1 protein-coding gene is annotated in these 261 nt (G+C 63.6%); it reads left to right on the top strand.

From position 1 onward, the window contains the following. Positions 1-67: 67 nt before the first annotated feature. A partial coding sequence (locus E0702_RS17800; protein WP_205742101.1) for a hypothetical protein occupies positions 68-261 on the top strand: 194 nt, incomplete at its 3' end.

Genomic DNA, 261 nt, shown 5'->3' with positions numbered 1-261 from the left:
TGGCGATCCTGCTGACGCCGGTGTTGATCCGGACTTGGCGCGATTTCTCGGCAAAGGGGCACTGAGCATGGCCGACAACATCGCGACGCGTCGGTCCATGCCCTTGCGGCTGTTCCTGTGGGGGGTTGTCCTGCTGTGGCTGATGCTGGCGGCGTTTCCGTTTTTGTGGACGCTGTGGGGGTCGTTCAAGGTGCAGGGGGATTTCTTCAGCCGGGAGGATTGGACCAATGCCCTGACCGGGGTGCGCACGCTGGCCGAGAC

Origin of the sequence: Halomonas marinisediminis (genome assembly GCF_004347715.1) — a bacterium.
GTDB lineage: Bacteria > Pseudomonadota > Gammaproteobacteria > Pseudomonadales > Halomonadaceae > Halomonas > Halomonas icarae.
The sequence above is the reverse complement of the archived record's forward strand: the minus strand, read 5'-3'. Positions and strand labels throughout refer to the sequence as shown.